Origin of the sequence: Mucilaginibacter straminoryzae, from assembly GCF_022953055.1 — a bacterium.
In the GTDB taxonomy this organism is placed as follows: domain Bacteria; phylum Bacteroidota; class Bacteroidia; order Sphingobacteriales; family Sphingobacteriaceae; genus Mucilaginibacter; species Mucilaginibacter straminoryzae.
The window spans coordinates 775,651-802,467 of sequence record NZ_JALJEJ010000002.1 but is presented as its reverse complement, the minus strand read 5'-3'; the positions used below and the strand labels follow the sequence as shown (position 1 = coordinate 802,467).

Annotated in this window: 23 protein-coding genes and 1 pseudogene; 22 read left to right on the top strand and 2 right to left on the bottom strand. The window is 46.1% G+C overall.

The genetic code is table 11. The features are described from left to right. Window positions 1-8: 8 nt before the first annotated feature. The 8 genes from hemC (at window position 9) to hemJ (ending at window position 8,727) form a co-directional block, all read left to right on the top strand. On the top strand, window positions 9-1,586 hold the full coding sequence (gene hemC / locus MUY27_RS06990) for a hydroxymethylbilane synthase (protein WP_245129274.1): 1,578 nt from the start codon (window positions 9-11) through the stop codon (window positions 1,584-1,586). Between the two features lie 78 nt (window positions 1,587-1,664). After that, window positions 1,665-2,636, top strand: a complete 972-nt coding sequence (gene hemB / locus MUY27_RS06985) for a porphobilinogen synthase (RefSeq protein WP_245129273.1) — start codon at window positions 1,665-1,667, stop codon at window positions 2,634-2,636. A 119-nt stretch (window positions 2,637-2,755) separates the two neighbouring features. Beyond that, window positions 2,756-4,129, top strand: a complete 1,374-nt coding sequence (hemL, locus tag MUY27_RS06980) for a glutamate-1-semialdehyde 2,1-aminomutase (RefSeq protein WP_245129272.1) — start codon at window positions 2,756-2,758, stop codon at window positions 4,127-4,129. Between the two features lies 1 nt (window position 4,130). Then, entirely contained in the window at window positions 4,131-5,000 is an 870-nt protein-coding gene (locus tag MUY27_RS06975; protein ID WP_245129271.1) for a sensor histidine kinase, read from the top strand. 15 nt (window positions 5,001-5,015) lie between these two features. Then, complete coding sequence (locus MUY27_RS06970; protein ID WP_245129270.1) at window positions 5,016-5,723, top strand: response regulator transcription factor; 708 nt, start codon at window positions 5,016-5,018, stop codon at window positions 5,721-5,723. Further along, on the top strand, window positions 5,723-6,253 hold the full coding sequence (locus MUY27_RS06965; protein WP_245129269.1) for a tetratricopeptide repeat protein: 531 nt from the start codon (window positions 5,723-5,725) through the stop codon (window positions 6,251-6,253). The genes MUY27_RS06970 and MUY27_RS06965 overlap by 1 nt, the downstream gene beginning before the upstream one ends. A gap of 26 nt (window positions 6,254-6,279) precedes the next feature. Next, the gene (gene hemE / locus MUY27_RS06960) at window positions 6,280-7,305 is read left to right on the top strand and encodes a uroporphyrinogen decarboxylase (RefSeq protein WP_245129268.1); all 1,026 of its coding nucleotides are present in this window, start codon (window positions 6,280-6,282) and stop codon (window positions 7,303-7,305) included. 876 nt (window positions 7,306-8,181) lie between these two features. Then, window positions 8,182-8,727: a protoporphyrinogen oxidase HemJ gene (hemJ, locus tag MUY27_RS06955; RefSeq protein ID WP_245129267.1), complete on the top strand. Its 546-nt coding sequence runs from the start codon at window positions 8,182-8,184 to the stop codon at window positions 8,725-8,727. A 138-nt stretch (window positions 8,728-8,865) separates the two neighbouring features. Here the strand turns inward: hemJ and MUY27_RS06950 are convergent, their stop codons facing one another. After that, complete coding sequence (locus MUY27_RS06950) at window positions 8,866-9,387, bottom strand: GNAT family N-acetyltransferase (protein ID WP_245129266.1); 522 nt, start codon at window positions 9,385-9,387, stop codon at window positions 8,866-8,868. An 18-nt stretch (window positions 9,388-9,405) separates the two neighbouring features. Continuing rightward, window positions 9,406-10,467: pseudogene (locus MUY27_RS06945) on the bottom strand (metal-dependent hydrolase family protein). A gap of 340 nt (window positions 10,468-10,807) precedes the next feature. On the opposite strand from MUY27_RS06945, the gene MUY27_RS06940 reads away from it, so the two are divergent. From MUY27_RS06940 to ilvA, 14 genes are all read left to right on the top strand, one after another. Beyond that, window positions 10,808-11,374, top strand: a complete 567-nt coding sequence (locus MUY27_RS06940) for an RNA polymerase sigma factor (protein WP_245129319.1) — start codon at window positions 10,808-10,810, stop codon at window positions 11,372-11,374. Beyond that, window positions 11,358-12,203: a hypothetical protein gene (locus MUY27_RS06935; protein WP_245129265.1), complete on the top strand. Its 846-nt coding sequence runs from the start codon at window positions 11,358-11,360 to the stop codon at window positions 12,201-12,203. The genes MUY27_RS06940 and MUY27_RS06935 overlap by 17 nt, the downstream gene beginning before the upstream one ends. A 27-nt stretch (window positions 12,204-12,230) precedes the next feature. Further along, window positions 12,231-13,055, top strand: a complete 825-nt coding sequence (locus MUY27_RS06930) for an outer membrane beta-barrel protein (protein ID WP_245129264.1) — start codon at window positions 12,231-12,233, stop codon at window positions 13,053-13,055. 71 nt (window positions 13,056-13,126) lie between these two features. Then, window positions 13,127-14,125 (top strand): ABC transporter ATP-binding protein, encoded by a 999-nt coding sequence (locus MUY27_RS06925; RefSeq protein ID WP_245129263.1) that lies wholly within the window; start codon window positions 13,127-13,129, stop codon window positions 14,123-14,125. Between the two features lie 307 nt (window positions 14,126-14,432). Next, window positions 14,433-16,139, top strand: coding sequence for a dihydroxy-acid dehydratase (gene ilvD, locus MUY27_RS06920; RefSeq protein ID WP_245129262.1), 1,707 nt, complete (start codon window positions 14,433-14,435; stop codon window positions 16,137-16,139). A gap of 102 nt (window positions 16,140-16,241) precedes the next feature. Then, a complete protein-coding gene (ilvB, locus tag MUY27_RS06915; RefSeq protein WP_245129261.1) occupies window positions 16,242-17,990 on the top strand; it encodes a biosynthetic-type acetolactate synthase large subunit in 1,749 nt (582 codons plus the stop codon). A gap of 44 nt (window positions 17,991-18,034) precedes the next feature. Then, complete coding sequence (gene ilvN, locus MUY27_RS06910; RefSeq protein WP_245129260.1) at window positions 18,035-18,685, top strand: acetolactate synthase small subunit; 651 nt, start codon at window positions 18,035-18,037, stop codon at window positions 18,683-18,685. A gap of 188 nt (window positions 18,686-18,873) precedes the next feature. Further along, window positions 18,874-19,938 (top strand): ketol-acid reductoisomerase, encoded by a 1,065-nt coding sequence (ilvC, locus tag MUY27_RS06905; protein WP_245129259.1) that lies wholly within the window; start codon window positions 18,874-18,876, stop codon window positions 19,936-19,938. Window positions 19,939-20,007: 69 nt separating this feature from the next. Continuing rightward, entirely contained in the window at window positions 20,008-21,480 is a 1,473-nt protein-coding gene (gene leuC, locus MUY27_RS06900) for a 3-isopropylmalate dehydratase large subunit (protein WP_245129258.1), read from the top strand. 150 nt (window positions 21,481-21,630) lie between these two features. Beyond that, entirely contained in the window at window positions 21,631-22,221 is a 591-nt protein-coding gene (leuD, locus tag MUY27_RS06895) for a 3-isopropylmalate dehydratase small subunit (protein WP_245129257.1), read from the top strand. 79 nt (window positions 22,222-22,300) lie between these two features. Next, the gene (leuB, locus tag MUY27_RS06890) at window positions 22,301-23,374 is read left to right on the top strand and encodes a 3-isopropylmalate dehydrogenase (protein ID WP_245129256.1); all 1,074 of its coding nucleotides are present in this window, start codon (window positions 22,301-22,303) and stop codon (window positions 23,372-23,374) included. Window positions 23,375-23,474: 100 nt separating this feature from the next. Next, window positions 23,475-24,233, top strand: a complete 759-nt coding sequence (locus MUY27_RS06885) for a class I SAM-dependent methyltransferase (RefSeq protein WP_245129255.1) — start codon at window positions 23,475-23,477, stop codon at window positions 24,231-24,233. 130 nt (window positions 24,234-24,363) lie between these two features. Further along, the gene (locus tag MUY27_RS06880; RefSeq protein ID WP_245129254.1) at window positions 24,364-25,533 is read left to right on the top strand and encodes a 2-isopropylmalate synthase; all 1,170 of its coding nucleotides are present in this window, start codon (window positions 24,364-24,366) and stop codon (window positions 25,531-25,533) included. After that, entirely contained in the window at window positions 25,533-26,783 is a 1,251-nt protein-coding gene (ilvA, locus tag MUY27_RS06875) for a threonine ammonia-lyase IlvA (RefSeq protein WP_245129253.1), read from the top strand. Before MUY27_RS06880 ends, ilvA begins: the two co-directional genes overlap by 1 nt. Window positions 26,784-26,817: the final 34 nt, after the last annotated feature.

The following is a 26,817-nucleotide window of genomic DNA, read 5'->3' as shown; positions in this document are numbered from 1 at the left end:
TTTACTCCTTGGACAGAAAGTTAATTATAGGTACGCGCGGCAGCGAGCTGGCATTATGGCAAGCTAATCATGTTAAAGACAGGCTGGCCGAGATAGGCGTTACTGCTGAACTCAAAATCATTAAAACACAGGGTGACCGCATCCTGAACCTGAGCTTTGATAAGCTGGAAGGTAAAGGGTTTTTCACCAAAGAAATAGAAGAAGAATTACTGGCAGGCAAAATAGATCTGGCAGTGCACTCGCACAAAGACCTGCCGACAGAGAATCCGCCGGGACTCATTATCGCAGCAGTTTCAGACCGGGAAGATCCCTCTGAACTGTTGTTGATTCTGAAGGACTGTGTAGATGTTCACCAGAAGCTGTCTGTTAAGTTTGGCGGATTGGTAGGCACCTCATCCAACCGTCGTAAAGCCCAGTTACTGGCCTACAGGCCCGATCTGGAGATAGACGATCTTCGCGGCAACGTAAATACCCGTATCCAGAAACTTCGCGATGAAAACTATGACGCCATTATGCTGGCAAAAGCCGGTGTTGCACGTCTGGGTTTGGATCTGAGCGAATTTCACGTAGAAGAATTAACACCAACCGAACTGATACCTGCACCGGCACAAGGCGTGCTGGCTATCCAGATCAGGGAAAGTGATATTGCTTTATTTGAAACGCTGCATCAGCATTTGCATAACCCTGATGTTGCCGAACAGCTGTCGGTAGAGCGCAGTGTGTTAAAGTTGTTCGGTGGGGGCTGCCACCTGCCTTTGGGCTGTTACTGCCGCAAGCACGAAGGCGTGTACCAGGTATTCACTGCAAAAGCGGACGAGGGCGAGCAGTTCCCGGACAGGCTATTCCTGCAAGCCACAAGTGCAGAAGGACTGGCACAGCAGGTAGTAGAAAGCTTTAACAAAGACCGCAAACTGGTAAGCCGTGTTTTTATCTCGCGCGAACTGAGTGCGCAAAGTTATTTCCGCCGGGCGTTGGAGCGGCATGGTATCGAAGTAGAAGCACGTTCGCTTATCCGCACCGTCCCGGTTATCAACCGTTTCGATTCCTATATCCTCAAAGATGTTGATTGGGTATTTTTCACTAGCAAAAATGCCGTGGAGTACTTTTTTAAACTAGAACCACAATTCCCGCAGCCGGTTAAGTTCGGCGTTATGGGCACCGGTTCAGAGGAGATGCTTCGCCGCCAGGGTTACTTTGCAGAGTACGTGGGCCAGAGCGGCGATACTGCAGAGGTAGCGCGCGAGTTTGCCCGTGTAGCCAATGGTACTAAAGTATTGTTCCCGGGTGCAGAGGCCTCACTACGCAGTATACAGCAGGGTATGTCTGCAGATACAAAAGTGATAGACCTGCCGGTGTATGAAACCGTAATAGATGAAGATGCAGACGGCTCTTCGGCAGATGTGTTGGTATTTACCAGCCCTTCTAACGCCGAGAGTTATTTTGAAAAGAATTTGTTAGACGTAGGTCAAAAAGTGATTGCCATAGGCAAATCTACCGGCCGCCGCCTCGAAGATTATAATATACCGTATACGCTGCCGTTCTCACCAGACGAGGTGGGTTTAGCCGAAGCGGTATTCGGTTTGTAAAAGTCCATAGCTGATGGTCGATAGACCATTGCTATTTTAAACTACCATTGTCTATTGACTATGGTCTATTAGCTAAAAATGTTACAAAGACCCAGAAGAAACAGAAAAAGCGAAGTAATCAGGCAGATGGTGCAAGAGACGCATGTAAGTGCGGCTAACCTCATCTTCCCGTTGTTTATTGTAGAAGGCAGTAATCAGAAAACAGAAGTTTCATCTATGCCGGGAATTTTCCGGTATTCTATAGATAACCTGCTTCGCGAGGTGGAAAGTTGCATGGAACTGGGTTTAAAATCTTTCGATCTGTTCCCGAATATCGAAGAGCAACTGAAAGACCGCTTGGCAACAGAAAGTCATCGCGAAGGCAGCCTTTATTTGCGCGCTATCGCTGAAGTGAAAAAGCACTTCCCGGAAGCTTGCGTTATTACAGACGTAGCGATGGATCCCTACAGTAGCGATGGTCATGATGGTATTGTAGATAACGGCATTATCCTGAACGACGAAACCTTAGAGGTATTAGGGAAGATGGCGCTGGCACACGCGCAGGCGGGTGCCGATATTATCGCCCCTTCGGATATGATGGACGGCAGGGTGGGCTACATCCGCAATGTACTGGATGAAAACGGCTTTGCTCACGTTTCAATTATGTCATATACGGCTAAATATGCCAGTGCGTTTTACGGACCGTTTCGGGATGCGTTGAATTCTGCGCCGAAGTTTGGCGATAAGAAAACCTACCAGATGAACCCGGCCAATATCCAGGAGGCATTGATAGAGGCACGGTTGGACGAAGAAGAAGGTGCAGACTTCCTGATGGTGAAGCCCGGCTTGCCATACCTGGATGTGATCCGTTTGCTGAAAGAAAATACCGAGCTGCCTATTGCAGCTTACAACGTAAGCGGCGAATATGCCATGGTAAAAGCCGCAGTGCGCAACGGTTGGTTAAATGAACAACGCGCCGTAACCGAAGTGCTTACCAGCCTTCGTAGAGCGGGTGCTACAGCAATTTTAACTTACCACGCTAAAGAAGTATTACTGAATAAGTGGCTATAAGGTAGGTGCGAGGCGCCAGTGACGAGGTGCGGGTACTTAGGAGTAGACGATAAAAAATAATGATCTTACCGGGCAGTTGATACTGGAAACTGGTAACTGATTACTCGAAACACAAAAACATGTTCGATTCAATAAAAAAAATATTTGCAGGGAATGAAGGCGATATGCCGGTAAATACATCCGGTAAGCCGGATATCAGCCGGGAAAAGTCTGCTTCTTTGTATGAGAAAGCTAAATCTTATTTTCCGGGTGGGGTAAATTCGCCGGTACGGGCATTTAAGTCGGTATACGGAACACCGCTTTTTATTGAAAAAGGCGACGGCAGCCATTTATGGGATGCGGACGGTAACGAGTTTATAGACTTCTGCTGCTCATGGGGGCCACTGATCCTGGGCCATAATAACGCCCGGATTAAAGATAAGGTGATTGAAACCATCCAGCACGGCATGTCTTTCGGTGCGCCAACCGCATTGGAAAATGAACTGGCCGAACTGATCCTGAAGAATAACAAGTTTATTGAAAAGATCCGTTTTGTAAGCTCGGGCACAGAGGCGGTAATGTCTGCAATCAGGTTAGCGCGTGGCGTTACCAAACGTGATAAAGTTTTAAAGTTTGAAGGTTGCTACCACGGTCACTCCGATTCGCTATTGGTTAAGGCAGGTTCGGGACTGGTAACTTTCGGCGAAACTTCATCGGCAGGTATCCCGAAAGCATTTGCAGAAGAAACCATTGTAGTTTCTTTGAATGATCGTGAAGCATTGAAAACTGCTTTCGAAGAGTTTAAAGATCAGATAGCAGCGGTAATCATCGAACCTGTTCCGGCAAATAACGGTTTGTTGCTTCAGGAAAAAGAATACCTGCAGTTCCTTCGTGATATTTGTACACAGAACGGAACGCTGTTGATTTTTGACGAGGTGATCTCTGGCTTCCGTTTGGGTTTTGAAGGCGCGGCCGGTTATTACCAGATCAAACCTGATATTATCACCTACGGTAAAATTATCGGTGGTGGCTTGCCTGTAGGCGCTTATGGCGCTTCTGCCGAAATTATGGACCATATATCGCCGGTGGGCAGTGTTTACCAGGCGGGTACGTTGTCTGGTAACCCGGTGGCAATGGCTGCAGGTATTGCACAGTTAAGCGAATTATTGCGCATGGGTTTCTACCGCGACCTGAACAACAAGACAGAAGAGTTTGTAGAATCGATCCGCCGTTTTGCTGCCGCTCGCAGTTATAAATTTAAAGTATTTTCTATTGGTTCTATCTTCTGGTTCGCTTTTACAGATAAAGCGGCAGTCCGCACGGCAGAAGAAATAGACCCGGCAAGCATGGAGAAATTCAAGAAAATGCACCGCGAATTGCTTAACCGCGGCATTTACCTGGGGCCATCAGGCTACGAGGTAGGCTTTATTTCTGCTGCCCATAATAAGATAGACCTTGAAAAGGCCAAACGTGCTATTTTTGAAAGTTTAGATCTGGTGTTTAAAGACCGATAAAATGAAAAAGCCTTTTGTAATTTTCTACGCCCTGATGATCTATGCCCTGGCAGAACTTTTCTGGTGGGGATATATGCTAAGCAGGCTGCAACCACAGCGGTTTGGGATGATTCTTGGAGAAGGCTCTGTTTTTATCCTGGTGCTTGTTGTAGGCGCTATCAGCCTGCATAAGTCTATCAATAAAGAGCGTCGCTTACAGGAGCAGAAGCGTAATTTCCTGTTGTCTGTAACGCACGAATTAAAATCGCCGCTGGCTTCCATTAAATTATATATGGAGACGATCCAGAAGCGGAAGCTTAGCCACGATCAGATCATTGATTTTACGGGTAAGTGTTTGCTGGATGTTGACCGGCTGAATGATATGGTGGAAAATATGCTGATGGCTGCTAAAATTGAAAATCAGTCATACACGTTTCCTAAGGAACGCTTTAATCTTTCCGTACTGGTAGACGGGGTAGTTAACCGTTTGCAGATCAATAAATGCGATTTTACACAACAACTGATCAATGCAGAGATTGAACCGAAGATTGAAATAACCGGGGATAAGTTTGCATTAACGTCTGTTGTTACTAACTTGATCGAAAATGCCGTTAAATACTCCAAGCCATGCTCAGAGGTTAACGTGCGCTTATTTACAAAAGACGGTCAGGTTTACCTGATGGTGGCCGATCACGGTATCGGGATACCTGATCAGGAAAAAGACCGTATTTTCGACCGGTTTTACCGTGTAGGTAGTGAGGATACCCGAAACACAAAAGGGACAGGATTAGGTTTATACATAGTAAAACAGGTTTTGGATAAACACAACGCCAGCATACAGGTAAAAGATAACAGGCCTGCAGGTAGCGTTTTCGAAGTTGTTTTCGGATAACCTAAAAAAGTTCATATGTCAAAAAAGAGAATCTTACTGGCCGAAGATGAAGAGCATTTGCTCGAGGCCATCAAATTAAACCTCGAATTAGAGGGCTATAAAGTAACTACCGCCAATAATGGTAAAAAAGCGCTTCAGATTTTTAAAGAAGAGCGTTTCAACCTGATTATCCTGGACGTGATGATGCCGGAAGTTGACGGTTTTGTAGTAGCAGAAACTATCCGGTTAGAGAATTCTGACGTGCCGATCATGTTCCTGACGGCTAAAAACACCAATGAAGATAAAATTGCCGGTTTAAAGAAAGGTGCAGATGACTACCTGACCAAACCTTTCAACCTGGAAGAACTGATCTTGCGGGTAAATAACCTGGTAAAGCGCAGCCTGAAAGGCGACGAACTGAAAGAGTTTAACAGCTATAAGATTGGCGATAAAACTATTCATTTCAACTCGTTTGAACTGATCAATGAAGATGGTTCTATCACCCCGCTGACTAAAAAAGAAACCATGCTGCTGAAGCTGCTGATCGAGCGCCGTAATGAAGCTGTTTCGCGTGAGCAGATCCTGGAAACCGTATGGAACTATGACGTTTACCCGTCGACACGTACGATAGATAACTTTATTCTTACGTTCCGCAAGTATTTCGAACCAGATCCTAAAAACCCGGTATATTTCCATTCTATCCGCGGTGTGGGTTATAAGTTTACGGACACTAACCATCATTAATGTTAACTAACCAGGCCAGGCTGATCATAGCAGGGATTTTTGTGTTGATGCTCGCATTTTTTGTGTACGAGCAGGTTTATCAGTTGGCGGGTGTCGCGTTAATGTTTTCGGCGTTGTTGATCTGGGGTTACTTTAAAGAAGGCCCGATTGTGATTGCCGCTAAACATTTTCATGACAAGAATTACGACAAGGCAGAACAATTGTTAAAGACCATCAACAAGCCGGATTTGCTGAGTAAGAAGCGCCGAGGGTTTTATGAATTTATGATGGGGGGTATCAACCTGCAGCGGCAGGATTATGATGCTGCTGAAAGGCATTACGAGGTAGCGGCACAATATCCGTTACGTTCTGTAAATGATCACGTAGCGGCGCTGGCCCATGTAGCGAATATCAGCATCAGGCAGCATAATTATGAGAAGGCCGGGGTGTACCTGGTGCTTGCTCATAAGCATTATGATAAAACTACTGCCAAGATGAAAAGCGTATTGGAACGTCTGGATAAAGAACTTAAAAATCACCAAACCAAATAAAGGCTGCATTAAAACAGCCATTTTTTATGAAAGATTCATTATTTACTAAAGCCGCATTTTCAGAACAGACAGAGCGTCCGCCGGTATGGATGATGCGCCAGGCGGGGCGTTTTATGAAAGAGTATTGGGATATTAAGAATAAGTATTCCTTTCTGGAAATGTGCAAAACCCCTGAAATTGCCGCTGATGTGACGATGCTGCCTGTGGACTTATTGGATATCGATGCAGCTATTTTGTTCTCAGACATCTTGGTAACAGGCGAAGCAATGGGCGGTCAGTTAAGTTTTACCCAGGGCGTTGGTCCTAAATTTGCCAATCCGGTGCGTACCCAGGCAGATGTGGATGCTTTAGATACTGACGTGGTTCACAAATTGCAATATGTTGCCGATGCGATAAAGGTGATACAACAACGTTTAAATGGAAAAATCCCGCTAATCGGTTTTGCAGGTGCTCCATTTACCGTAATGAGCTATTTGGTTGAAGGTGGTTCATCCCGCGATTTTAAGCTGACCAAATTAATGCTGCATAACGAACCAGAGCTAGCGCATCAATTACTGGCTAAAATTGCAAAGGTAACCGCAGGATACCTTAATCTGCAGATTGAAGCCGGCGTGAATGCTGTCCAGATTTTTGATAGCTGGGCGCAGGCTTTGGCGTGGGACGATTATAAAGAGTTTTCGCACCGTTATATAGCTGAAATTATCAGCAATTTGAATCGTACAGATATCCCGGTGATTTCTTTCTGTAAAGGAAGTTCGGTATTTGCGCCATTGATGGCCGAAGCTAAACCGGATGTAATTTCGATCGACTGGAACGTTGATCTTGCCGATATGAAGAAACGTTTACCGCAAGGTATAGCGGTACAGGGTAACCTGGATCCGCACATTTTGTATGCAGATAAAAAGGTGATCAAAGAGCGTATCCATCGCTTGTTTGACAGCATGCGCGGCCAGAGTGGTTATATCTTTAACCTTGGCCACGGTATTATGCCGGATATCCCGTTTGATAACGTGAAGTACGCCGTAGAGGTGATAAAAGAATACAGGTACTAACCCCTAACCCCCTGAAGGGGGAACAATAGGATGGTCATTGCGAGACACGAAGTGTTGTGGCAATCTTAGCCCCTACAAATGGGACTTTAAACTCCCTCCTCTGGAGCGGGGAGGGAGGTAAGAAGATTGCTTCGTCGGTACACTCCTCGCAATGACACTCAGTTTTTATGTCATCTCGAACGAACGTGAGAGATCTTCTTCCCGGTGCTTTGTCAAATGAAGAAGATTTCTCTCCGCCGTTGGCGTCTCGAAATGACAGTTTTGAAATATTGATTATTAGCACCCTGATCTTGTTAAAAGGATTATTAACATACTGAACAATCCTTCGACAAGCTCAGGACGACATTTTCGGCATAGCTTAAAGCGGTCATTAAAATAAGTAATATTGTCATTGCGAGACACAAAGTGCCGTGGCAATCTAAGTCCCTACCAATGGGGCTTAGAACTCCCGCCCCTCTGTAGAGGGCTGGGGAGAGGCCAAGATTGCTTCGTCGTTACACTCCTCGCAATGACATTCAGTTTTTATGTCATCTCGAACGAACGTGAGAGATCTTCTTCTTTAGGCTTTGTCGGGTGAAGAAGATTTCTCTCCGCCGTTGGCGTCTCGAAATGACAGCTTTAAAATATTGATTTTTGTTAAAGGGATTATTGGGATATTAAACAATCCTTCGACAAGCTCAGGATGACATTTTCGGCGTAGCTTAAAACGGTCATCAAAATAAGTAATATGTTAATTGCGAGGCACGAAGTGTCGTGGCAATCTCAACCCCTCTAAATCTCCCAAAGGGGAGGCTGTAAACTCCCTCTCCTTTGGAGAGGGCTGGGGAGAGGTCAAGATTGCTTCGTTACGCTCCTCGCTATGCTATTAAAGAATATATGGAATACTACAATTACATAAAGGCACTACATATCATCTTCGTCGTTAGTTGGATGGCGGGGCTGTTCTATATTGTGCGCCTTTTTGTGTACCATGTAGAAGCGCAGGAGCGTCCGGAAACGGAGCGAAAGGTACTGTCGGATCAGTTTGAGATCATGGAGCGCAAGCTGATGAACATTATCTCTACGCCTGCAATGTTTTTGACGCTGATCTTCGGTATCTGGATGCTTTTTCTGATGCCCGCCTGGCTAAAACAAGGCTGGATGCACGTTAAATTAACTTTCGTGCTCGGACTGGTGGTGTACCATTACATCTGTCAGCGTATCATGAAGCAAATGCGTAACGGCGTTTATAAGTGGACTTCCACCCAGCTGCGTATCTGGAACGAAGTAGCTACTATTTTCCTTTTTGCTATTGTTTTCCTGGTGGTACTCAAAAGCGCCATTAACTGGATCTTCGGTGTGTTGGGCATTGTTGCTTTTTCAATGATCCTGATGTCGGCGGTGAAGATCTATAAGTATTACCGGTTGAAAGGGAAAAAATAGCTGGCTTAGAAACAGAGACCAGTGAATTGTAGAGACGCGAAACCTCGCGTCTTTTTTTTTAAGGAATAGTATACAGATCCTTCGACAAGCTCAGGATGACATTTGAGTAGAGACGCGATACTTCGCGTCTTTTTTGTTTCACCTATTCTTTAAGATATATTTCCTATAGTCACTTTCTTCGAACGAAGCATCCACCTCAAACCCACTTCGTTCTAAAAGTTTGATCGAACTTGCATTGTCAATTTTTGTTTCAGCAACAATCGCTTTTAGCTCCATTACATTAAAACCATAAGTAACTACCCCAATCAAAGCCTCCTGCATCATTCCTTTCCCATTATATTCAGGGAGCAATTCATAACCGATTTCTGCCCTATCATTATTCTGATCAAATCCAAAGAAACAGATCGTGCCGATTAATGAGGGGTTATCCTTTAGCGTGATTGCCCAATAGACACCGTGTTGCTGACGAAGCATTGCCTCGATCTTTTGGATGAAGTTTTGGGCATCCTCAATCGTTTGGGCTCTGGCTCTATCGAGGTAAGCGTTCACCTGTTCGTTAGAACGCAGCCTGAAAATTTCAGCTGCATCTTGTGGTGCCAGCTTTCGCAACAGCAGGCGTTTTGTTGTTAATTCCGGAAAAGGGTTAAGGTTAATATTCATAGCTTAATCTGATAATGCTTACTTCACCATTCTGTTTAAAATACCATCGATCTTTACCAATACGCCATCTTTCATCACTAACTCTACGTTTTTAACTGCTTTAATATCCTGAGAAGGGTCACCCGTTACCGCTACCAGGTCGGCTAAAAAGCCCGGCTTTACCTGGCCCAGTTCGTTCAGGCCAAATACTTTGGCATTTACAGCCGTAGCCGAGCGGAGCACATCTATCGGTTTCATGCCGTATTCTACCATCAGTAGCATTTCTTTAGCGTTTTCCCCGTGGGCGAACACGCCTACATCCCCACCCATTAAGATAGTAACCCCGGCTTTTAGCGCTTCCTGGAAAATATAATGCTTGTGTTTAACCTCGTCAGGTTCAGCACCTGAGCCCTTGTTCCAGCCTTTATAGGTTAGTATAGATTCCGTTGCAGCGAGGGTGGGGCATAAGGCAATGCTTTTTTCTTTCATCAGCTTAAATAGTTCCGGTGTGCCGCCGTCGCCGTGTTCTATGGTATTTACGCCGGCCATAATTGCCCGTCGCATCCCTTCTGTCGTGGCAGAGTGTACCACCACTTCACGTCAGCTGTTATGGGCCGTTTCTACCGCCGCTTTTAACTCTTCAATGCTAAAGGTCGGTTCCGGGTGTTTGTTTAGTCCCCAACGGTAATCGGCGTAAAGTTTAATGACGTCTGCGCCATAACCAATCTGCGATCTAACAGCGTGTGTTACTCCCTCTACGCCGTCGGCCTCTTCTGCACCTTTAGGGATGATGGCTTCGGTTACCGTACTTTTTGGCTGGTAGCTACCTGTAGCTACTATCGCTTTGGTGGCTACCAACAAACGCGGGCCGGGGACTACACCTTTTTCAATAGCAGCTTTCAAACCCACATCATCATAAGAGGCGCCTTCGGTACCTAAGTCGCGGGCGGTGGTAAAGCCTGCCATCAGTGTCGCTGCGGCATGAGCAGTGGCCCTTGCGGTACGCTCGGCACGGCTCTCGGTCAGTACCTGGTCGTTCCAACTTACTTCATTGTAAGGATGAAGGAATAAGTGCGAGTGGCCTTCTATCATTCCTGGCATCAGGGTGGTACCCTGTAAGGCAATTTTCTCGGCACCGGCTGGTACAGCAATTTTGCTTTCTTCACCAGCAGCTTCAATGCGGTTACTTTTTACCAGAACCACCCAATTTGGGTGCATCTGCTCACCATCGAAAACGCGGTCTGGTTTCAGCAGGTAAATTTTGTCTTGTGCTCGTACTTGAAAAGCCGCAAATAAGCTCAAAAGAATAACCAGGATTTTTTTCATCAAGCGTAAATATAACCCCGTAAAAAGTATAGTTCGCGCTATCTTTAGAAAAAGTTAAAAAAAGTTAAATATCCTTGCAACCATTTTCGGCCGGCCTTCATCTTACTTACAAATGATGTTTTTAAAACATAAACCTACAACCGAAGACCTGATAAGGGACTGTAAGGCAGGAAGCCGGAAAGGACAAGAAATGCTTTATAAGCAGTTTGCGGGTAAGATGCTGGGTGTTTGCATGCGTTACGCCGTAGATAAAATGGAGGCTGAAGATATGTTGCAGAATGGCTTTGTGCGGGTGTTTCAGAAAATAAACGACTATCGCGGCGAGGGATCTTTCGAAGGGTGGGTAAGGCGTATTATGGTACATAGCTCGATAGAGTATTACCGCAAGCACCACAAAATGATGCAGGTGGTAGAGCAGGACGAGTTACCCGAACAAGCTGTAAATGCCAGTGCAACAGCCAACCTGGATGCCAGGGATCTGATGGCGCTGATACAAAAACTTTCGCCCGGCTACCGGATGGTGTTTAACCTTTATGCGATTGAAGGCTATTCGCATAAAGAAATCGCAGACATAATGGGTATTACAGAAGGAGCCTCAAAATCGCAGCTTTCGCGAGCGCGGGCAATTTTAAAAGAACAGGTTATTAAGATGGAAGGAAGAAAATATGAATATGCAGGATAAAGATATAGACCAGTTATTCCGTTCGAAGCTTGCCGATTTCGAGGTAGAGCCATCAGAGCGGGTATGGAAAGGCATTACCGTTGAAATAGGTGGCGCCAAATCAAAAAGGACATTGATGCCTGTTATCCGTATCGCAGCAGCGGTTGTGCTGGTAAGCGCATTCGGGCTATACTTCCTGGTGAAAGACAATAAACAGGATCAGTACCAGGCAGCAAATCATACGAATGTTCATCGTGGTGTTAAAACGGATGAAGAAAACGGGCTGAAAAATGTGTTGCCTCAGCCAACAGAACAGGTAGCTCCGGAAATTCAAACTCAGGAAACAACTGTTGCCAAGGCAGCAGAAGATTCAAAGAGCGCTTCTATTGCTTACAGCGTTCCGGTTAAAACAAAAAGCCTGACTCATGCTATTAAGGAAACGAAAGTGAAGGTTCAGCAACCGAAAACAACTGTCGATCAACAGCGCGACGATACACCTGATCAATCGGACCAGCAACTGGCGGCTGTAACGCAACCAGCCGAGCCGGTAAAGCAAGCTACAGCAGTGGTGCCTGATGAACCACTTGCCCCGGCGAAACCTGAAGTAAATACAGCAGATGATTTTGCGACCAGCAAGAAAAATGTACAGGTTGCGCAGGTGAATGAAACAAAAACGGCTAAGCAAACTAAAAGGCATGGCATACGCAGCTTTGGCGACCTGATTAACGTGGTAGTTGCCAAAGTAGATAAACGACAGGATAAACTGATAGAATTTACCAATACAGACGACGATGAAGCAACGATCACAGGTGTGAACCTGGGGTTGGTGAAAGTAAAAAAAGAGAAATAATTCCTCCAACATAAATACAACACAATTATGAAACGTATATTATTCACTGCGCTGGTATGTGCGGCAGCCAGTGGCGCCTTTGCCCAAAGCAAAGCCGATTCAACCAAAACTACTTCAGATAGTACCCAAAAAAAGGGGTTTAAGATTTCCTTCGGCCATAATGAAGATCGTAAAGAGTTTAGCATTAATCGCCACAGGGATACCACCATTCATCAGCATAGCAAAGCACCCGGCTTCTCATTCGGCCTTACTTTTGCCCGGTTTGATATTGGTTTGGCAACACTGGTTGATAATGGCAGCTTTACCTTATCGCCGAATAACCAGTTCCTGCGCTACAGAAGCTGGAAAACCAGTAACGTAGGTTTTGATGTGTTTCAATTTGGTTACCGTTTCACCAGTGGATTCAAGATCTACCTTTCAGGTGGTTTCGACTGGACACATATCCGCCTTCGTGATAACATCACCATACTACCTAATGAGCCGGTGCTGACATACCGCCAGGATAATATCGATTACGAAAAGAACCGTTTCTCATCCAGCTACCTGCGCATCCCGCTTTCGTTCGATTTCCGTTCTAAAGAAGATAGCAGGGGCAAACGCTTCCACTTCGTAGCCGGTCCGGATATTGGTCTGTTGTTGAATGGTCGCGTTAAACAGATCAGCGAAGAAAATGGTAAGCAAAAGTTCAATGATGATTACCACTTTACCAAACTTCGCTATGGCGCTTTTGCCCGCATCGGGTACGGTGGTGCAGGTTTGTTCGCTAAATATTACTTCAACGATATGTTTGAAAACAGCCCGGCACAAAAAGGCCTTAAAAACTTTTCATTCGGGTTTATGTTTGGTTTCTAAGATTTTTCTTAATCTATTCATATCGCTTAGGCCGCATTTTGCGGCCTTTGTTTTTATGTATCTTTGCCTGAATGTCAGCAGCACCTTTTTTAAAAGCTTCAGGGGTTACTAAAATCTTCCAGGGAAAACACGGCACCGGCGTACGCTATGTAGATCTGGAAATTAAGCCGAAGCAGATCACCGCTATTATTGGCGAAAGCGGTAGCGGCAAAAGTACGCTGCTGCGGATCCTTTACGGGTTATTATCGCCGCAGGAAGGCGAGGTAACCTTCAAAGGCGAGAGGATCATCGGGCCGGAAGAAAAGCTGATCCCCGGCCATGATAAGATGAAAATGGTAACGCAGGATACCAACGACTTGAATCCGCATGCCAGTATCTGGGATAACATTGCCTCTCTGCTGCCGAATACAGATCTGGTAGCGAAGCAAAAGCTGACCGCGCAGGCCGTGAAGCAAATGAACCTGATGCACCTTTCAGAAAAAAATGTAACCCTGTTAAGCGGCGGCGAGAAGCAGCGCGTGGCTATTGCCCGGGCCCTGGTAAAAAAGCCGGAGGTTTTGTTTTTGGATGAACCGTTTAACCAGGTAGATACCAGCTTTCGCGAAGGGTTGCAGGAGGATATCCGCCGGGTAGTGAAAGAGGAAGGGCTGACGGTAGTGATTGTTTCGCATGACCCTACAGAGGTACTTTCTATGGCCGACGAATTAGTGGTACTCCGAAATGGCGAGTTGGTAGAAACCGGGCACCCGGTAGAAGTATATAATCAACCCAAGAATTTCTATACCGCAGGTTTGCTGGCTAATTGTAATGTGGTGAGCAGCGAACAGGCTAAACTGCTAAACATCCGGACCAACTACAGTAAGGTGGTGATCTATCCGCAATGGATAAAAGTGGTTAATAGCTTTACGCCAAAAAAGTGGGAAGTAACCGATACCTTATTTAAAGGTGCGTTTGAAGAAGTGTTTTTAACCCAGGGCGACGTTACTTTAAAAATGTTGAATTTTGAGTTGGATAAATATCCCGTTGGTAAGAAACTGAATATCCAGCTTACCCGTTATTTGGTTTATTAAAAGTAGGGAGCTTTGTCATGAAAATAATGACAAAAATCTGATGCATCGGCATTTTTACGTCGGAATTTCCACTTCATACTATGCATGCATAGCTTATATACCGTATACCAATTTCATATTTGGTATACAGCTTCAGTTATTTTATTTTGTTTTTTATATATAAATCAGAATAAATATCATTTTTAATAAAAATTTCAGAATAAAATTCTAATTTTATTTTTTTTCTTCGTGCTATTGCTTCCACTTTAGTATCTCTCTAACTTACAAATACCGATTTAAACTTATACAAATCGCTATTATTTAAGTTATGAATACCACTACCGATACTGTTACTACCGAGTTAAACCGCTATAGCAAAACGCTGACTGCAGACCCCACCCAACCGGCTGCCCAGGCAATGCTTTACGGTATTGGTTTAACAGACGATGATATGAAAAAGCCCCAGGTAGGCATTGCCAGTATGGGGTATGATGGTAACACCTGTAACATGCACCTGAATGATCTGGCCAAGATCATCAAAGAAAGTACATGGCAAAATAACCAGGTGGGCCTGATCTTTAATACCATTGGTGTGAGCGACGGTATGAGTAATGGAACCGAAGGGATGCGTTATTCATTAGTAAGCCGGGATATTATTGCCGATTCTATTGAAGCCGTTTGCGGCGCCCAGTATTACGACGGCCTGATCACCGTACCTGGTTGTGATAAGAACATGCCGGGTTCGTTAATTGCGATGGGGCGTTTAAACCGTCCGTCTATTATGGTATATGGCGGTACTATTAAGCCAGGCCACTGGAAAGGCGAAGACCTGAACATAGTATCGGCATTTGAGGCTTTAGGTAAAAAAATCGCCGGTACTATTGATGATGTAGACTTTATGGGCGTGGTGAAAAATGCTTGCCCCGGTGCAGGTGCCTGCGGTGGTATCTATACCGCTAACACCATGGCTGCGGCTATCGAAGCATTGGGCATGAGTTTACCTTACTCATCTTCAAACCCTGCTACCAGCGAAGAAAAGAAACAAGAATGTGTAGAAGCGGGTAAAGCGATCTACCATTTATTAGAGAAGGACATCAAACCTTCAGATATCATGACCCGCGAGGCATTCGAGAATGCTATTATCACCATTATGGTAATGGGCGGTTCCACCAACGCGGTATTACACCTGTTGGCAATAGCCAAGAGCGTTAACGTTCCGTTGACACAAGATGATTTCCAGGAGCTTTCTAACCGTACCCCGCTGTTAGCCGATATGAAGCCAAGCGGTAAGTACATGATGGAAGACCTGCACAAAATTGGCGGTGTACCGGCGGTAATGAAATATCTGTTAAAGTTAGGCTGGTTACATGGCGAGTGTTTGACCGTAACCGGTAAAACACTGGCAGAAAACTTAGCCGACGCACCAGACCTTGATTTCGATACCCAGAAAATCATTTTCCCGGTTGAGCAGCCGATAAAAGCTACCGGGCACTTGCAGATCCTGTACGGAAACCTGGCAACAGGCGGTTCTGTAGCGAAGATCACCGGTAAAGAGGGCGAACGTTTCGAAGGCCCGGCAAGAGTATTCGACGGAGAATTTGAACTGATCCACGGTATCCAAAGTGGCCGTGTGAGAGCCGGTGATGTGGTAGTAATCCGCAATGTGGGGCCGAAAGGTGCTCCGGGTATGCCGGAAATGCTGAAACCAACCTCTGCTATCTTCGGCGCAGGCTTAGGTAGCTCTGTAGCGTTAATTACTGATGGCCGTTTCAGTGGCGGAACGCACGGTTTCGTGGTAGGCCACATCACCCCGGAAGCTTATGACGGAGGAAACATTGCCATTGTTAAGGATGATGATCGCATTGAGATCGACGCGATTAATAACACCATTAACGTAATGATCAGCGACGAAGAACTGGCGGCAAGAAAAGCAGCCTGGGTTCAGCCAGAATTGAAAGCGAAAAAAGGTGTTCTATATAAATACGCTAAAAGTGTAAGCACAGCAGCAGAAGGCTGCATAACAGACGGAGAATAAGTAATAAGTCGGCAAGTCCGAAAGTTAGTAAGTCCGAAAGAAATAAAATCAACAAATAAAATTCCCTCTCCTCCAGGAGAGGGTTAGGGAGAGGCCAAATTTATGAACGAGACAGCAATTGCACAGCAGGAGTTAGAAGCTGCGCCTGAACAGCAGGCAGCAGTAGAGCTTACGGGATCGGCAGCCTTATTAGAGGCGCTTATTGCAGAGGGCGTCGACGTCGTCTTCGGATATCCGGGCGGCGCTATTATGCCGGTCTACGATGCACTGTATGATTACAATGATAAGCTGAATCATATTTTGGTCCGCCACGAGCAGGGCGGTATCCACGCCGGGCAGGGTTATGCGCGCACCTCTGGTAAAGTAGGTGTGGTGTTTGCTACTAGCGGTCCGGGCGCAACTAACCTGGTAACCGGTTTAGCAGACGCACAGATAGATAGTACTCCTTTAGTTTGTATCACCGGCCAGGTGTTTGCGCACTTGTTAGGTACCGATGCCTTCCAGGAGACTGACGTGATCAACATTACTACCCCGGTTACCAAATGGAACTACCAGGTTACCGATGCAAACGAAATTCCGGAAGCTATTGCTAAGGCGTTTTATATCGCACGTACCGGTCGCCCTGGTCCGGTGCTGATCGACATTACCAAGAATGCGCAGATCCAGAAATTCCAATTTAAAGGATATACCCCTTGTAACCATATCCGCAGCTATCGTCCGAAACCGATCGTTCGCGAGAAATACATCAAGGAAGCGGCAGAGCTGATTAACAAAGCAGAGAAGCCATTTATACTTTGGGGCCAAGGTGTTTTGCTGGGAAGTGCAGAGCAGGAGTTTAAAGCTTTTGTAGAAAAATCAGGCATTCCATCTGCATGGACCATTTTAGGAGCAGGCGCTATTCCGTCAGACCACCCGCTGAACGTAGGTATGCTGGGTATGCATGGTAACTATGGCCCGAACGTGCTGACGAACGAGTGTGATGTATTGATTGCTATCGGCATGCGTTTTGACGACCGTGTAACCGGTCGCTTAGACAAATATGCAAAGCAGGCTAAAATTATCCACCTGGATATCGACCCCGCAGAAATCGATAAGAACGTGAAAACAACCGTACCTGTTTGGGGCGATTGTAAAGAAACGTTGCCGTTGTTAACTGCTGCGGTGGAGCAGAAGCAGCATACAGAATGGTTGGCACGCTTTAACGAATTTACCCGCCAGGAAAACGAAGCGGTTATTGATAAAGAACTTCATCCGCAGACTGGTGAAATGACCATGGGCGAAGTAATTGATACGCTGAATACTTTAACCAACGGCGAGGCGGTTATTGTGACCGACGTGGGCCAGCACCAGATGGTGGCCTGCCGCTATGCCAAACTGAACAAAACCCGTAGCAACGTAACCAGTGGTGGTTTAGGAACCATGGGCTTTGCCCTTCCGGCTGCAATTGGTGCAAAATTTGGTACGCCGGATCGTACCGTGGTAGCGGTAATTGGTGATGGCGGTTTCCAGATGACTATACAGGAATTGGGCACCATTATGCAAAGTGGTGTAGATGTAAAAATCCTGATTCTGAATAACCAGTTCTTAGGCATGGTTCGCCAGTGGCAAGAACTGTTTAACGAGCGTCGCTACTCATTCGTAGATATACAAAGCCCTGATTTTGTTAAGGTAGCAGAAGGTTACGGTATTGCAGGTAAAAGCATTTCAGACCGTGCCGATTTAAAAGGCGCGCTGGAAGCCATGCTAAACCACAAAGGATCTTTCCTGCTGGAAGTAATGGTGACTAAAGAGAACAACGTGTTCCCGATGGTACCTCAAGGTTGTAGTGTAAGCGAAATCAGATTAAAATAGTGCCCACCCCACCCTCCCAAAGGGAGGGCTAAAATATAGAAGAAATGGAAATTCAAAAGACACAAGCTTCAACTTCCCTCCCCTTGGGGGAGGGCCAGGGAGGGGCCGTTAAGCAGGAATTTAATATCACCGTATATACAGAAAACCAGATTGGCTTGCTTAATCGCATCGCCATCATCTTTACCCGTCGTAAAATTAATATCGACAGCCTTAACACTTCACCTTCAGAGATCGATAGCATCCACCGTTTTAATATTGTGATCACCGAGACTGAAGATGTGGTTCGCAAACTTTGCCGCCAGATTGAAAAGCAGGTAGAGGTATTGAAAGTGTACTATCATACCAATGCAGATGTAATCTGGCAGGAAATGGCGCTTTACAAAGTACCGGCAGATGTAATTGCAGAAAAGGTGCAGGTGGAACGTCTGCTGCGCGAAAATGGCGCCCGTGCGGTAGTGATCCGTAAAGATTATATCGTGTTTGAAACCACCGGTCACCGCGAAGAAACCGACAACCTGATCAAAGTATTGCAGCCTTTCGGCCTCATCGAGTTTGTACGTAGCGCACGTGTGGCGATTATTAAAGACAGCGAAGGGTTCAACTCTAAATTACGCGAATTCGAGCGCCGCGAGCCTGGTGAAGACGTCATCGAGAATGAATACCTGAACCAGGGGCAAAAGGTGTTTACGATGTAAGCCCCCTAACCCCCTAAAGGGGGAATAGTTAAAATATTATAAAGTAGCCTTAAAAGCCCCTCTCCCTCGGGAGAGGGGAATGGGGTGAGGCAACATAAAATAAACAAGTAATCAACTTTAACCGGTGTAATCAATCCTTTGATAAGTTCAGGATGATAAACCGGTGTAATCATTAACAATAAAAAACAATGGCAAAATTAAATTTCGGCGGTACTGAAGAAAATGTAGTAACCCGCGATGAATTTCCGCTTTCAAAGGCACAGGAAGTATTACGTAACGAAACAGTAGCCGTTATTGGTTACGGTGTGCAAGGCCCGGGCCAGGCGCTTAACCAAAAAGACAATGGCATTAACGTAATTGTTGGTCAACGTAAAAACTCTAAAACCTGGGATAAAGCTGTAGCAGACGGCTTTGTACCTGGCGAAACCCTGTTCGAAATTGAAGAAGCACTTGAAAAAGGAACCATCATTTGCTACCTGCTTAGTGACGCTGCGCAGATTGAATTATGGCCAACTGTTCAAAAGCATTTAACTGCAGGTAAAGCATTATACTTCTCTCACGGTTTCGGTATCACTTTTAACGAGCAAACCGGTATCGTTCCTCCGGCAGATGTTGACGTATTCCTGGTAGCGCCTAAAGGTTCAGGTACTTCACTTCGCCGTATGTTCCTGCAAGGTCGCGGCTTAAATTCAAGCTTCGCTATCTATCAGGATGCAACCGGTAAAGCATGGGATCGTGTAGTAGCATTAGGTATCGCAGTAGGTTCTGGTTACCTGTTCGAAACAGATTTCAAGAAAGAAGTATTCAGCGACTTAACCGGCGAGCGCGGCACACTGATGGGTTGTATCCAGGGTATCTTCGCTGCACAGTATGATGTATTACGCAGCAAAGGCCACTCGCCATCAGAAGCGTTTAACGAAACTGTAGAAGAATTAACCCAATCTTTAATGCCGTTAGTTGCAGAAAACGGTATGGATTGGATGTATGCTAACTGTTCTACCACTGCACAGCGTGGTGCGTTAGACTGGTGGAAAAAATTCCGTGATGCTACTAAACCTGTTTTCGAAGAATTGTACGAAAGTGTAGCCACTGGTAAAGAATCACAACGTTCTATCGACTCTAACAGCCAGCCTGATTACCGCGAAAAACTGAACGAAGAACTGAAAGAACTTCGCGAAAGTGAATTATGGCAAGCAGGTAAAACCGTACGCAGCCTTCGCCCTGAAAACCAGGCGGTAGAAAGCATTAGCTAAAAGAAGCCCCTCCTAAATCCTCCCCAGAAGGGGAGGACTTTTAGTTGGTTATTATAATTGATTTTAGAGATGGCAGAAAATATTGTAGAAAATAAGGTCTCCCTCCCTACAGGGGAGGGTCGGGGTGGGGCTACCCTTTTCGATAAAATTTGGGATGCTCACGTGGTGAGCAGCAAGGAAGGGTTTCCGGATATTTTATACATCGATACCCATTTTATTCACGAGGTAACCAGCCCGCAGGCTTTTGATGGCTTGCGTAAGCGGGGTTTGCCTGTTTTCAGGCCAAAGCAAACGGTTGCCACGGCCGATCATAACGTACCTACCTGGGACCAGCACCTGCCTATTAAGGAAGAGCTTTCCCGTTACCAGGTAGATATGCTTACCAGAAACTGCGCAGAGTTCGGCATCGAACTTTATGGCTTAGGCCACCCTTATCAGGGTATTGTGCACGTGATTGGTCCAGAACTTGGAATTACCCGTCCCGGCTGCACGTATGTTTGCGGCGATAGTCATACTTCTACACACGGTGCCTTCGGTGCAATTGCATTCGGTATAGGTACCTCGCAGGTAGAGCAGGTAATGGCTACGCAATGTTTACTGCAATCTCGCCCTAAAAGGATGAAGATTGAGGTGAACGGCAAGCTACAGAAAGGCGTGGGCGCTAAAGATATTATCCTGTACATCATTTCGCAGATTTCTGCTGCTGGTGGTACAGGTTATTTTGTAGAATATGCCGGCGATACCATTCGGTCTTTAAGCATGGAAGGTCGCATGACCATCTGTAACATGAGTATCGAGATGGGTGCACGCGGCGGCTTGATCGCTCCTGACGAAACGACCATCAACTACGTAAAAGGTCGCGAGTTTGCACCGAAAGGCGAGGAGTGGGATAAAGCGGTTGCTTACTGGCAAACTTTATATTCAGACGAAGATGCTGTTTTTGACAGCGTTTTAAGCTTTAAAGCTGAAGATATTGAGCCAATGGTGACCTACGGTACTAATCCCGGTATGGGCATTGGTGTTACGCAGCACGTGCCAAATACGGTTGATGTTGATCCTACCGAGCAAACCTCTTATGCAAAAGCCTTAAATTACATGGGCTTGCATGATAATGATACTTTGTTAGGCAAGGCGATCGATTATGTATTTATCGGCAGCTGTACTAACTCGCGGATTGAAGATTTGCGCCAGGTAGCCCAATTCCTGAAAGGAAAGAAAAAAGCCGAAGGCGTAGAGGTATGGATTGTACCCGGCTCTAAACAAGTGCAGGAGCAAGCCATCCGCGAAGGACTGGATCAGGTATTTGCAGCAGCAGGTATTCCGTTAAGAGAACCGGGTTGCAGCGCTTGCCTGGGAATGAATGAAGATAAAATCCCAGCTGGTAAATATTGTGTTTCTACATCAAACAGAAACTTCGAAGGCCGCCAGGGACCAAATTCACGCACCATTCTGGCCAGTCCGCTTACCGCTGCTGCTGCCGCTGTAACAGGCCGTATTGTAGACGTAAGGGAGTTGTTGCCAGAAGAGGAATTAGTAGGCTGATGATGTCATTGCGAGCGAAGCGCGGCAATCTGTAAGCCCCTCTAAATCTCCCCAAAGGGGAGACTTTAACTCCTTCTCCGGAGGAGAGGGTTGGGGTGAGGCACAAATTACTTCGTTCCTCGCAATGACGACTAAATGAGAGTAAACAACATGAGTACTAAAATATTCAAACACATTATTTCACCGGCAGTACCGCTGCCGATTGAAAATATCGATACCGACCAGATCATCCCGGCGAGGTTTTTAAAAGCCACTACCCGCGAAGGTTTTGGTAACAACCTGTTCCGCGACTGGCGCTTTGATAGTGAAGATCAGCCGAAGCAGGATTTTGTACTGAATAATCCTACCTACGCTGGTAAAGTTCTAGTAGCAGGAAAAAACTTTGGTTGCGGTAGTAGCCGCGAGCATGCCGCCTGGGCTATTTCAGATTATGGTTTCGAGGCCGTAGTAAGCAGCTTCTTTGCCGATATTTTTAAAGGTAACGCCCTTAACAATGGTTTACTGCCGGTACAGGTAAGCGACGAATTTCTGGCGAAGCTTTTTGATGAGATCTACCGCGATCATCATGCGCAGATAGAGATTAACCTGGAAGAGCAGTTCATTAAAATTGTAAGTACAGGTGAGCAGGAAAGCTTTGAGATCAACCCGTACAAAAAGGCTTGCCTGATTAACGGGTATGACGATATCGACTATATCCTGAGCAATAAAGCGAAGGTAGAAGAATTTGAAGCAAGGAGATAAAGTGAGGTGCGTGTAATGAGTTGCGAGTGCCATGTGGCAAAAACACGCAACTGGCAACTTAAAACTGACAACTGAAATAATGAAGAAACACATATTAGTTATCCCTGGTGATGGCATTGGGCCCGAGGTGACAACTTGGGGCAAGGCTGTTTTAGAAGAAATTGGCAAACAAGGCGGTCACGAGTTTACGTTTGACGAGGCCTTGATGGGCCACGCGGCGATCGAAGCTACAGGTAATCCGCTGCCGGACGAAACACTGGAGAAAGCTAAGGCAAGCGATGCTATTTTATTCGGTGCCATCGGGCACATTAAATATGATAATGATCCATCTGCAAAGGTTCGCCCGGAGCAGGGATTGTTAAAGATTCGTAAAGAACTGGGCTTATATGCTAACCTGCGTCCGATCATGCTGTTCGATGAACTGCTGGACGCATCGAGCCTTAAGCCGGAAGTATTACGTGGTACGGATATCCTGTTTTTCCGTGAGTTAACCGGAGATGTATACTTTGGTGAAAAGAAACGTAGCGAAGACAGAAACAGCGCTTCGGATTTAATGATCTATCACCGTTATGAAGTAGAGCGTATTGCCCATAAAGCTTTTGAAGCGGCACGCGCACGCAGCAAGCGCCTGTGTTCTGTTGATAAAGCCAATGTTTTGGAAGCTTCACGCCTTTGGCGCGAAGTGGTACAGGAACTGGCAAAACAATACCCGGATGTAGAGACCGAGCATATGTTCATCGATAACGCCGCGATGCAACTGGTGAAGAACCCTAAGAAATTCGACGTGGTGCTTACGGCTAATTTGTTCGGTGATATCTTAACGGATGAAGCTTCGCAAATTGCGGGCTCTATGGGTATGCTCGCATCTGCTTCAGTAGGTGATGGTACCGGTTTCTTTGAGCCTATCCATGGTTCTGCACATGACATTGCCGGGCAGGATAAGGCTAATCCGCTGGCTTCCATTCTTTCTGTGGCTTTAATGCTCGAGATCAGCTTTGGGCTGAAAGAAGAAGCCAAAAAGATTACTGATGCCATTGACAAAGCATTGAAAGCAGGTTACCGCACAGGTGATATTGCCGACGCGCATACAGATAAGGCAAAAATATTGGGTACCACTGCTATGGGGCAGAAGGTGCTGGAATATTTAAAATAGCCCACCCAACCCTCCCTAAGGGAGGGAGAGAAGTAGGTTTAACTTGATAAAATGACAAAAATTCCCTCTCCTCTGGAGAGGGTTAGGGAGAGGTCGCCACATGAACTGGAACGCAGATTTATATGATCAGAAACACGCATTCGTCTTTCAATTTGGCGAAAATGTGCTCGAATTGCTGGATGTAAAACCCGGTGAGCGCATTCACGATGTGGGTTGCGGTACAGGTTACCTTACGCAACAGATCAAGAATCAAGGTGCCGAAGTTGTCGGTACTGATTACTCGCCAGAGATGATTGCACAAGCCAGGAAAAACTATCCGGATGTACAGTTTGAAGTGGCAGATGCGGGTGACTTTCAATTAGAAGGTGAGTTTGACGCTGTTTTTTCTAATGCTGCCCTGCACTGGGTGAAAAACCAGGATGGCATGATGCAGTCTGTATTCAACAGTCTGAAACCTGGCGGCCGCTTTGTGGCCGAAATGGGTGGCAAAGGAAATGTGCAGAAATTGATCAAGGCGACGAAGGATACATTAAAGAAATACGGTTACCACGAAAAGGCAGAGATCAACCAGTGGTATTTCCCTTCAACAGGCGAATATGCCAGCTGGTTAGAGTCTCACGGCTTCCGGGTGGTTTTCGCTTCGCACTTTGATCGTAAGACACCTTTACAGGATGGCGATCAGGGTGTGTCCAAATGGATAGAAATGTTCGGCGCCATTTATTTTGAAGGCGTGCCTGGGCAGGATAAACAACAGATGCTGGCAGAGATCACCGAAATTCTTCGTCCTGATTACGAAGAAAACGGCCAGTGGTACGCCGATTATAAGAGATTAAGATTTATAGCAGTTAAAGAGATATGAGATGTTAGATATGAGATTTGAGACCATATCTAATGATAAGTTAAAATATAGAAAATAATAAATATGGTGAGTTGAGGTAGGTGACGAAAACGTCTCAAATCTCGTATCTCACATCTAAAATCTAAAACATATGTTACACGATCCAAACCGCGTTTATGTATTTGACACCACCTTGCGTGATGGTGAGCAGGTACCAGGCTGCCAGTTAACTACCCCTGAAAAGATAGAAATTGCCCGCGAACTGGAGTCGCTGGGCATAGACATTATTGAAGCAGGCTTCCCGGCATCCAGCCCCGGGGATTTTCAAAGTGTGGTAGAAATAGCTAAAGCTGTTACCAACCCTACCGTTTGTGCGCTTACCCGCGCCCATCAAAAAGATATTGACGCTGCCGCCGAGGCGCTGAAGTATGCCAAGCATCCGCGTATCCACACGGGTATTGGCTCTTCGGATATGCACATCCGCACCAAGTTCAACAGCACCCGCGAAGAAATTCTGGAACGTGCTGTAGCTGCGGTGAAATACGCCAAGAAGTTTGTAGAAGATATTGAGTTTTACGCCGAGGATGCTGGTCGTGCCGATATTCATTATCTGGCTTTGATGGTAGAGTCCGTCATCGCGGCTGGTGCAACTGTCGTCAACATTCCGGATACTAACGGTTATTGTTTACCAGACCAGTACGGCAGCAAGATTCGTTTCCTGAAAGAAAACGTAAAAAATATTGACAAGGCGATCATTTCTGTTCATTGCCATAACGATTTAGGTTTGGCTACGGCCAACTCTGTCGCCGGTTTACAGAACGGTGCCCGCCAGATAGAAGGTACCATTAACGGTATCGGTGAACGTGCGGGAAATACTTCTATCGAAGAAGTGGTGATGATCCTGAAAACGCATCACGATTTGGGCCTGCATACCAATATCAATACAAAACAGTTCTATGAATTAAGCCGTATGGTGAGCACGCAGATGCGTATGCCGGTGCAGCCTAATAAGGCGATCGTTGGCGCCAATGCTTTCGCCCATAGTTCTGGTATCCACCAGGATGGCTTCCTGAAGAACCGCGAGAATTACGAGATCATTCGCCCCGAAGACGTAGGTTTCCCAAGTGCGAGTATCGTACTGACTGCCCGCAGCGGCCGCCACGCTTTGAAGTTCCATTTAGAAAGATTAGGCTACACTTTAAATAAAGAAGAACTGGCCGATGCTTACGCCCGCTTCCTGACCCTTGCCGATAGTAAATTGAATATTGATGATGAAGATTTGAAAGGCTTAATGGTCGGTCAGTTGGCTAAGGTGCAATAATGGAAACAGCTACCAAACATATACTTGATTTTACTTCGGCTGCCGCGCGACTGAAAGATGTTGTGCGCCGTACGCCTTTAGAATATAACGCGCGTTTATCAGAACGTTACGGGTGTGAAATTTACCTGAAGCGCGAAGACCTGCAGGTGGTACGTTCTTATAAGTTAAGAGGTGCCTACAACATGATCAGCCAGCTTAACCAGGAAGAGTTAAGCAGGGGCGTGGTTTGTGCCAGTGCGGGTAACCATGCCCAGGGTGTTGCATTCTCTTGCAAAAGGCTGGGGACAAAAGGGGTAATTTTCATGCCCGAGATCACACCGAAACAAAAGGTGAAACAGACCGAGATGTTCGGCAACGGCAATATCGAAATTGTGCTGGTTGGCGATACTTTCGACGATTGTTTGCGCGAAGCGCTGGCTTACACAGAAGCTCACCAAATGACGTTTATTCCGCCTTTTGATAACGAACGGATCATCGAAGGGCAGGGTACCGTAGGGGTAGAGATACTGGAAGACCTGCCAGACCTGGATGTGGTAATAGTACCCATCGGTGGTGGCGGACTGGCTGCGGGAGTGGGTAACTACCTGAAACAACATAACCATCACATCTCAGTTATCGGCGTAGAGCCGGAAGGCGCGCCTTCTATGTTTAAAGCTTTGGAAGCGGGCGAACCGGTTACGTTGCCAAAGATCAATCGTTTTGTTGATGGCGCGGCTGTAAAGCGGATCGGCCACCTCACTTTCGAACTATCCCGCGATATTCTGGACGACATGCTGCTGATCCCGGAAGGGAAGGTATGCTCGGCCATATTAAAGCTGTATAACGAGGATGCTATTGTGGTAGAGCCAGCCGGAGCGTTATCTGTAGCGGCACTGGATTTTGTAAAAGACAAGATCAAAGGCAAAAAGGTAGTTTGTGTGGTAAGCGGTGGTAACAATGATATTGACCGTATGCAGGACATTAAAGAGCAATCGTTGCTGTACGAAGGCCTGAAGCATTATTTCATCGTCCGATTCCCTCAACGGCCCGGAGCATTAAAGTTATTTGTAAGCAGTGTGCTTGGCCCCGGTGATGACATTACCCGTTTCGAGTTTATCAAGAAAACTGAGCGCGAAAGCGGCCCGGCTTTAGTAGGTATCGAACTAAAAGATGCAGAAGACTATCCAGCCTTACTGAAGCGCATGGAAGAGCATCGTTTTGATGTGATAGAAATTAACCGCGACCAGACACTGTTTGAGTACCTGGTATAGCCAGAGGATATTGAGCAGAAAATAGCTGACTATT

Bases quoted from the DNA above. Each gene is read 5' to 3' on its own strand.
- hemE (WP_245129268.1), top strand. From the start codon at position 6,280: ATGAAAGATTCATTATTTACTAAAGCCGCATTTTCAGAACAGACAGAG.
- ilvN (WP_245129260.1), top strand. From the start codon at position 18,035: ATGGAAATTCAAAAGACACAAGCTTCAACTTCCCTCCCCTTGGGGGAG.
- leuB (WP_245129256.1), top strand. From the start codon at position 22,301: ATGAAGAAACACATATTAGTTATCCCTGGTGATGGCATTGGGCCCGAG.
- MUY27_RS06950 (WP_245129266.1), bottom strand. From the start codon at position 9,387: ATGAATATTAACCTTAACCCTTTTCCGGAATTAACAACAAAACGCCTG.
- leuC (WP_245129258.1), top strand. From the start codon at position 20,008: ATGGCAGAAAATATTGTAGAAAATAAGGTCTCCCTCCCTACAGGGGAG.
- ilvB (WP_245129261.1), top strand. From the start codon at position 16,242: ATGAACGAGACAGCAATTGCACAGCAGGAGTTAGAAGCTGCGCCTGAA.
- hemL (WP_245129272.1), top strand. From the start codon at position 2,756: ATGTTCGATTCAATAAAAAAAATATTTGCAGGGAATGAAGGCGATATG.
- MUY27_RS06880 (WP_245129254.1), top strand. From the start codon at position 24,364: ATGTTACACGATCCAAACCGCGTTTATGTATTTGACACCACCTTGCGT.
- MUY27_RS06930 (WP_245129264.1), top strand. From the start codon at position 12,231: ATGAAACGTATATTATTCACTGCGCTGGTATGTGCGGCAGCCAGTGGC.
- MUY27_RS06885 (WP_245129255.1), top strand. From the start codon at position 23,475: ATGAACTGGAACGCAGATTTATATGATCAGAAACACGCATTCGTCTTT.
- ilvD (WP_245129262.1), top strand. From the start codon at position 14,433: ATGAATACCACTACCGATACTGTTACTACCGAGTTAAACCGCTATAGC.
- MUY27_RS06925 (WP_245129263.1), top strand. From the start codon at position 13,127: ATGTCAGCAGCACCTTTTTTAAAAGCTTCAGGGGTTACTAAAATCTTC.
- hemJ (WP_245129267.1), top strand. From the start codon at position 8,182: ATGGAATACTACAATTACATAAAGGCACTACATATCATCTTCGTCGTT.
- leuD (WP_245129257.1), top strand. From the start codon at position 21,631: ATGAGTACTAAAATATTCAAACACATTATTTCACCGGCAGTACCGCTG.
- MUY27_RS06940 (WP_245129319.1), top strand. From the start codon at position 10,808: ATGTTTTTAAAACATAAACCTACAACCGAAGACCTGATAAGGGACTGT.
- MUY27_RS06970 (WP_245129270.1), top strand. From the start codon at position 5,016: ATGTCAAAAAAGAGAATCTTACTGGCCGAAGATGAAGAGCATTTGCTC.
- MUY27_RS06975 (WP_245129271.1), top strand. From the start codon at position 4,131: ATGAAAAAGCCTTTTGTAATTTTCTACGCCCTGATGATCTATGCCCTG.
- ilvA (WP_245129253.1), top strand. From the start codon at position 25,533: ATGGAAACAGCTACCAAACATATACTTGATTTTACTTCGGCTGCCGCG.
- MUY27_RS06965 (WP_245129269.1), top strand. From the start codon at position 5,723: ATGTTAACTAACCAGGCCAGGCTGATCATAGCAGGGATTTTTGTGTTG.
- hemB (WP_245129273.1), top strand. From the start codon at position 1,665: ATGTTACAAAGACCCAGAAGAAACAGAAAAAGCGAAGTAATCAGGCAG.
- MUY27_RS06935 (WP_245129265.1), top strand. From the start codon at position 11,358: ATGAATATGCAGGATAAAGATATAGACCAGTTATTCCGTTCGAAGCTT.
- ilvC (WP_245129259.1), top strand. From the start codon at position 18,874: ATGGCAAAATTAAATTTCGGCGGTACTGAAGAAAATGTAGTAACCCGC.